This window comes from Vibrio sp. TMPB1044 (genome assembly GCF_030442075.1).
Lineage (GTDB): Bacteria > Pseudomonadota > Gammaproteobacteria > Enterobacterales > Vibrionaceae > Vibrio > Vibrio satsumensis.
In genome coordinates this window covers 1-7,039 of the sequence record NZ_JAUJED010000090.1, presented here as the reverse complement: position 1 = coordinate 7,039, position 7,039 = coordinate 1, and the positions used below count along the sequence as shown (strand labels likewise).

The window sequence follows — 7,039 nt, the reverse complement described above, 5'->3', positions numbered from 1 at the left end:
CTATCATTATTTTGACCTACTGGTGTTTAATTACTCTTAATTTTTCTGCTCATATTCTTAGCTATCATGCGCTAATTTAGAAAGCGTTAAAGTTCCAGATCAATGCTCTAAAGATCGTAAAGCCTCACCTAGCAGGTCTTCTGGCGAAAGGTTAGAGTGGGTGTTCATTATACTTTCGATTCTCCTTGTAGGAAAAGATTTACAAGTCTTCCCTTTACCATCAAAGTCCTCTTGTCTTCTGCCGTATGCAATGTACACATTAATGAGAGTACACTCCCTCTCTCTCACTGAGCAGGTAATTTTCCTGAGTTTTTTTTGAAGACCTTCAAACATTCTATCGAGGCTTTGGTCACTATTTGCCTTAGTAAAGTGACCATAGACTTCAGAGATAGTGCTATTTATTGATAGCTCAAACCTATGTACTTCTTGTTTCATTTAAAATAACTCAAGTATTATTGGGATTTATATTGCATATACTATAACCAAAAAAATTGAAAGTTATTGGTTAATCAATTTAGTCAGTTTTCGCTCTCTTTGTTATCAGCTTTTGTCGACAAAGCTAACTGCTTCCAGTTACAAAATACATCATTGCCACTCGCCATGAGTCGCGACGACATACTGACTCAGAGTTGGACATTTCCGAGTTGCGCTTTTGCTAATTTAGCAAAAAGTCAATTAACTGAAGTATGGCAAACTCGCCCATGCGAGTGTACAGAATCACTGGAGCAGATCAGTGTGCCTTAATTTGATTAATTAGACTCGACGCTATCATAATATAAGCCTTCGCATCATTTTCTGTGAGTTCAACTTCTTCTGTATGCACAAGTTGATTCCGTAGTTTTCGGAGTTTATCAAATGATTTAAGCTGTGCTTCGTTCAATACACCGCTCTGGTGGAGGTAATGTCCAAGCTTCGCATAGTTTTTAAACGGAGACGTACTTGATGTGCTCCAAAAAGAAGCAGCTAATGATGCTGCGACACTTTCCAGTTCCATCCACGCTTCCAATACCGCTGCTCGTGTAGAAAAAGAGAGAATGTTCATTGCTGGAGTATCAATACCAGAAGTTTCATCAAGTTGAGCTTCAGACTTCAATGCTTGAACCTGTTCTGAGAACTCCATCTCCAATTCCTTGAACTTCAATTTACGCATGAAAGGTATTAATAAAATCAGAGGCTTACGCAAAAGTAGTAGAACAACAATCAATGTCGCTGGCCATACTAATGCTTTAGTCATTTCAGATATAAATGTGTACTTATCCATGGTTGCCTTAATTTACTCAAGTGCCACTAAAGCCGCTCTCTACGGAAAACGTTTCCCGTAGACGCGCCTTTTTTAGTTGTCCTGCTCGCGCTCAGCCTGCTCATATGTTGCGTAGAGTTTGTCGACTTTATTGAATAACTTCATGCCACCTTTCGTTGCCCTATCTGTCCAATAATGCCCGTCAAGCTCTTCTACTGGAGAACCATGAATTTCAAGAGCGAAAGAACCATGATGGATTTCACTCCTAACACCCTGCAGCTCAATTTTTGGTTCGTTTCTATACACTCCAACGAGTTTGAATAAATCATCGTCTTCTTGTTGCTCAATACTATGTGCAACAAGGATTGATCGAGATTCTTTAGTCATCAATCTTAGGCTTAGATTTGTTAAAGACTGTCGAACAACTGCGTATCCGTAAATTGGGGCAGTTTTTTCTCCTGTTTCAGGGTTAACCCAACTACTTTTCAGCTCAACTTTCCATGTTCCTCGTAAATCTGGGCGTTTAACGTACCAACCTTTAAATATTTTCCATGACCAAAGATATTTATTGAATAGTGTAATAAAAAGTGTGATAACACCTACAACTGTACCAAAAGGCTTTACGAAGTCAGCACTTAACACAGGCATCCCTTGAACCCAAAGAGCTATCAACCAGACTCCAATCGTAAGGCCAATGAATGAAGATATATGTAGTCTAGTGAGCATTATTTGAACCCCAAGTAATTCCAGGCCGCTTTAGCAAAATCACGGCCATCCTTTCGAGTCCATTCTTGGCCTGAGTGAAACAGGAAAAAACATTCATTTACTTCGAGCCAACGATTCTCACTAGGCTCGTCACCTTGCAGATTATCCCAAATATAAAAAAGCATGGCTCGTAGCCGCTCAGTCCATGTTGAGTGCGAAAATACATAATTTGGGCAATTGTAGGCTAAGCACTCCATGAAGAAAGACGGTAATTCTCGGAATGTTCCATCTGCCGCCATGATATTTTCAATTCTTTTAAGTAAACGAACACCTTTTTTGTATGCATAATTAGTTGCGTTATTCTTTGCCGTACCATTTTCTTTTTGCTGGCCTGGGTAGTTGACGAGGTCGCTACCATCTTTTTTAAAAATTTTGGTTCCATCCCTCGAACCATGTTTCATGTAATAACGAAAACTAAAACATGGAACAACATCAGCATCCACCCGCGCTGAGCTAGAATTTATCTGTATTGCAGTAGACCCCGACGTATCTACTTGCCCTGGAAACTTTGCTGTCAATGCAGAGATAAGCTCAGATCTCAATTTTGTCGGAGTCCAAATACCTTTGTAAGACTCTCCTGGTGCATGAACACCTTTCTCTGATTCATCCCAATATAGAACATCCGTGCATTCTACAGCTATATCTACATCACTATCTGAACGCACATTAGTGTTATTAGCATAAGAGCCTTTTGCAAAGACTTTTAAGGAGCAACCATCGAATGGTATGTGCGAACCTATCGCTTCACGAATCATACGCTCAGTTCTATCTTGCTTTTCCTTCTCCGTTGCACTAGAAGGACCTGTCCAACCACACAATTTATCTTCCAAACTCATTGCTAATCCTTTCAAAAGGCTGAAATTTAAATACCACACTGAATCGCCTCTGCCTGAGTGACACATTACTGGTATTACGAAAAGTAAGTCAAATAGCACTCTGGTGAAATGAATGTTCAGTCGCCCGAAACAAACAATGGGAGCACTTTAAAGCTAGGAAAAGCCAACTGTCTCTCGTCAACCTAACGTAACTTTGTTTCACAACTGTTAGCAAAAAGAGCCAGAACAGCTAATTCTGGCTCAGAATTAGAGATCAAATTACTTTGATCGATAAGTAATTTGGTCTCATTTTGAGGATTTACTAGGCTTTAACCCTGGAGTATTTCCTGGAGTTTTTTTATTGTCCCGTCGACGTTGATCAGGCTTTCCTGTCGATTTAGCAATTGGTTTTGGACCTGGTTTCAAACCCATAAATATATCCTTATTATAATAGAGGTTATCCCTCATTCACGATCTTTGGGCAACATTGGGATCTTTCAAGGTGTGAATAAAAAACAAACAAAAAATAATGTAAGTTACAGTCGCTGAAACACGTTTTGGGGCATTTATGAGGTAAAACGTACCACGGGTAAAAATTCAGCCTATGAACGCTTTGGACATTTCTGTATCAGTGGTTTTCTAAATTAGCAATTCATGAATAACTGCAGGTATGGAAAGTCATTAGCCTGGTGCCCAGCGTGAATAGACCAGTTCAAGGCGCAATGCCCCTCGATCATCATCGAATAATTTACTTAATAAAGTGGCTTTGGGCTTGTTCAACACTCGGGATTTAGTGCTGGCTGCGCAGCACCTTAATCCTTATTTGTATGTTTATTTTCTTGGCCACGGATTATCAGGTTCAACGTGTATCATAGGTTTATCATCAGAGCCTTTCCCTTGACCGCGTCCACTACCACTTGGACTGCCCCGCCAGTGTCCTTTGTCTGAATCACCATGAGATGCTTTACCACGCCAAGCACCTTCTTTATCGCTACCCTTAGTGGAACCTTTACCTACGCCGTTACTCTCTTTTTTTGCCATTTCAGATACCTTTGGGAACGAAGAAGTTTTCAGGTGGATAAGCTTTGATAACTTCATCAATACACGTTGTTTTTACAGTTTTATTCTCGGTACTTTCAGGAGATTTACTGACTAGAGTCGCATGCTTTTCCATAATTTCATTGAACTTATCTATGTGAATTTCATTGTATTTCCTAGCCGTACTGATACCAACTTTTAGTTGCATCAATTCATATGACAATGCTCGATATTCACTGAGAACCTCTTCATATAGGCGCACTCTTTTTGTAATACCTAGAATTGGTTTCGCAACAGATATAGCTGCGGAGATAACCAAAAATGATTGCCAAAAATGACCGGCCAGACCTTCATTCCATAAAGTCAGACTAGCTATAGCAGATGTCGAGGCTGTTGCTGCAATAGCGAACTCCATGAAGTTATTAATTCGCACATATTTTTGGAGCCTGTATCCAAAGTATTTCTCATTTAACTTTGCTGTTCGTAGCAAGTCATAAACTTCCCATACTGGGTGATCCTGTCTCAAGTTACCTCCTGTAAACATGTAGCCGTGTTAAGCGGACTAAAATGACGGGTTATAATGTGTTGCGAAGCGAAACCTAACCCACTGTTTTAGTTCCGTTTTAAACGTATTTCTAGTTTTCGTATTTGGATACCCGTTTAATAATGTCTGGAATTTCTTCATACGATTCGTACCAAATTATGGTAACCCCTAGCTCTTTCATTAATTCTTCATTAAGAGTGTGGTGCCTATCTAAAAATTTTTCTGCTGACACGACATTTTCTATTTTAGATACACTTTTACCCTTTTCTTTTTCAAAGCAAAACTCTTTTGATGATAGCCGCTTCATAAATGCAAAATGCTTGCTTCGTTCAATGTTTTTAGATGAAATTTCAAGCAATCTACGGAGGTTTGGATCTGTCATAGACAAGCCGACCATTAGGCAGGTATTTTCCCTAAAAGAATTTAATTGCACTAAGTTAGACCAATGGTAAGAGTCAGAATAAATCTGATGATAACCCTCTTCGGAAAAAACTAACGTAGAATCATCCAAACCATCAAATGACTTTCGGTCTTCAGGCAAAAAACCATGAACATGATAAATGGGTAACTCATCAGGATCATAGCTTTCGTTGTCAGTGTATATACAGCGATGATGAATCGCATTGCTTGACAACTGCCTTTCAATCAAATCGTCAAAATTATAGGTGACAACTGATTTCACTTTAGCCCCAGTCCTTCTTGGCAGACACATTGCAGCTATTGACTTAATTAGCTCGGAGTCTATTTGGAAATTAGAGTTACGCAGTTTATAAAGGTTTTTGGTTACAGCTTCGATAAATAGCTTTGCTTCACCGTCTCTCTTTGAAAGACCTTTTCGCAAATATCTTGCAGCCATTAAAGCAGATGGTTCATCGATACTATTCAGCCTTTGTACAAGCTCACCGATATCGTTTTCCCCAATTGCAGTATCACCATCAAATTCTTGAGTTAAATAAGTAACAAAAAGAGAGTTCAATAATGTATTCCAATCCGGCATGCCTGCGCTACTAGAAACCCCTGCCCCTAGAAATAGTGAAAATTGACCTTTTTTATAAAACTGTTTTAGGTTCTCTATTATCTCTTCGCGCTCTTGTTTCCAATCCCTTATAGGCTTAGATATCGCAGATGAAAGTCTTAATGCAAATAAGTTATTTGCTATTTTGTTCACTACCCTTCTATTTTTTGCTGCAATTTTATTTAACTCTGGTGGTCCCCAAAAAGTGACTTTAAATGGTAGGTTATTGCGTGATAATTCGTCGTGAAACCTATGAATTACATTTTCAGGGATTGGTTTAGCCGAAATCACTAAAAGATTAGAGAATTTGTGCTCAACATATTCATTTAAAAATTGATGAGATAATTTATCTAACAATCTTCTTATTGAGCCTGTAGCAAGGTTAAATTTTATCTCAATAACTGTTGGTCCATCAAAAGAATCAAACCCTTCTGGCGCAATAGCATCACCAAACCTAGATGGTTCAGTCGATATGAGAAATCTCTTTTTTTGACTTTCAATGTGGTGTTTAAATAAATGCTGGATAAAAGTTTCAAATGAATAGTAACTTTTAGGCCCTCCCTCATCTATCCCTGAAATAATATCATCAATAATCATTGTTCGACTCATGCCCTTAGAAAACTAACATTTTAATATCGTGCTAGCACGAATTGATGTATTCAGCATACCTCAAGAGCCATCCCTAACCAACTGAAACGTATGAATATAATTCAGATTAGTTCTAGTTTCTAATTGAAAACCGTGCTAGCACACATTGCTTCCGATTCAAGGCACGTTATCAATCAAAAACTTCCCTTTAGTTCTCTATTTTCCAATAGCTTAGAAATAGTTGAACAACAAATTCGTGCATAAGTGTGATTGAAGGTCAATCTGTTGTGGATTAGAAAATTTAGCTACATTGTTGGATCTCTAAGCATGAGGGAAAGTAAGGCTAGTTGCAGAGTTTGAAACTGAGTTCAATCACTCTCTAGCTCACTTTGGGCAATTTCGAGCTGTCTACTTGAATAATTGGTTAAGAGCCACCTCAAGGGTAGATCTTAACCTTCACCTTTATTTGTTAACACGTAATTTATACGACTAGTCTTTGTTTACGTTATTTGATTCTTGTTGATCAGGATTTGACCGAACATAATCTTCACCATTTACATTTACTACGTGATGGTTAGGGTGCTTTCCTGTGTTGATCTCATCAACAAGCACTTCTCGGCTTACGACCCCACGACCTTGAATCGTATAAGAGTCATTTTCACCATGCTCGCCATCGTTATTGCCACGTATATTTTTAGCCATAAATCCTCCAGTGAACGAATGTGAACTTAATTTCACAGTATCAGAATTACCGAATCAAAGGATGAATTCAAATTATTGGTGTAGAACTTTGAGTGCTAACGCTTTTTGTAGCAAGGTTAGATGCTATCTAAGCGGCATAACTTTTAGTAAGGACAACACACGCTCTATAAGTTGTAAAGAGTATTTGCACTAACCAGATTTGGGGCACAAACGAACCAGTGATTTCGCTAAATTAGTGTGATCACCAAGCGATTCTGTCGTACCTTAACTACCAAGCGACTTTGTCGTTAGCTTAATTACCGAGGGAAATTGACGGTCCTACTTTTTACGTA

Annotated in this window: 7 protein-coding genes; all 7 read right to left on the bottom strand. The window is 38.7% G+C overall.

Annotation, left to right across the window (positions count from 1 at the left end; all coding sequences use genetic code 11):
• Positions 1-730 precede the first annotated feature (730 nt).
• The 7 genes from QQ041_RS23745 to QQ041_RS23715 all read right to left on the bottom strand — a co-directional run bounded on the left by QQ041_RS23745 (position 731) and on the right by QQ041_RS23715 (position 6,707).
• Positions 731-1,261: a hypothetical protein gene (locus QQ041_RS23745; protein WP_285955193.1), complete on the bottom strand. Its 531-nt coding sequence runs from the start codon at positions 1,259-1,261 to the stop codon at positions 731-733.
• A gap of 72 nt (positions 1,262-1,333) precedes the next feature.
• On the bottom strand, positions 1,334-1,912 hold the full coding sequence (locus QQ041_RS23740; protein ID WP_285955192.1) for a hypothetical protein: 579 nt from the start codon (positions 1,910-1,912) through the stop codon (positions 1,334-1,336).
• 53 nt (positions 1,913-1,965) lie between these two features.
• On the bottom strand, positions 1,966-2,841 hold the full coding sequence (locus tag QQ041_RS23735; protein WP_285955191.1) for a nucleotidyltransferase: 876 nt from the start codon (positions 2,839-2,841) through the stop codon (positions 1,966-1,968).
• An 810-nt stretch (positions 2,842-3,651) separates the two neighbouring features.
• Positions 3,652-3,861 (bottom strand): hypothetical protein, encoded by a 210-nt coding sequence (locus QQ041_RS23730; RefSeq protein ID WP_285955190.1) that lies wholly within the window; start codon positions 3,859-3,861, stop codon positions 3,652-3,654.
• A 1-nt stretch (position 3,862) separates the two neighbouring features.
• On the bottom strand, positions 3,863-4,384 hold the full coding sequence (locus QQ041_RS23725) for a hypothetical protein (RefSeq protein ID WP_285955189.1): 522 nt from the start codon (positions 4,382-4,384) through the stop codon (positions 3,863-3,865).
• 109 nt (positions 4,385-4,493) lie between these two features.
• Positions 4,494-6,014, bottom strand: coding sequence for an SIR2 family protein (locus tag QQ041_RS23720; protein WP_285955188.1), 1,521 nt, complete (start codon positions 6,012-6,014; stop codon positions 4,494-4,496).
• Between the two features lie 480 nt (positions 6,015-6,494).
• The gene (locus QQ041_RS23715; RefSeq protein WP_285955187.1) at positions 6,495-6,707 is read right to left on the bottom strand and encodes a DUF3892 domain-containing protein; all 213 of its coding nucleotides are present in this window, start codon (positions 6,705-6,707) and stop codon (positions 6,495-6,497) included.
• Positions 6,708-7,039 lie beyond the last annotated feature (332 nt).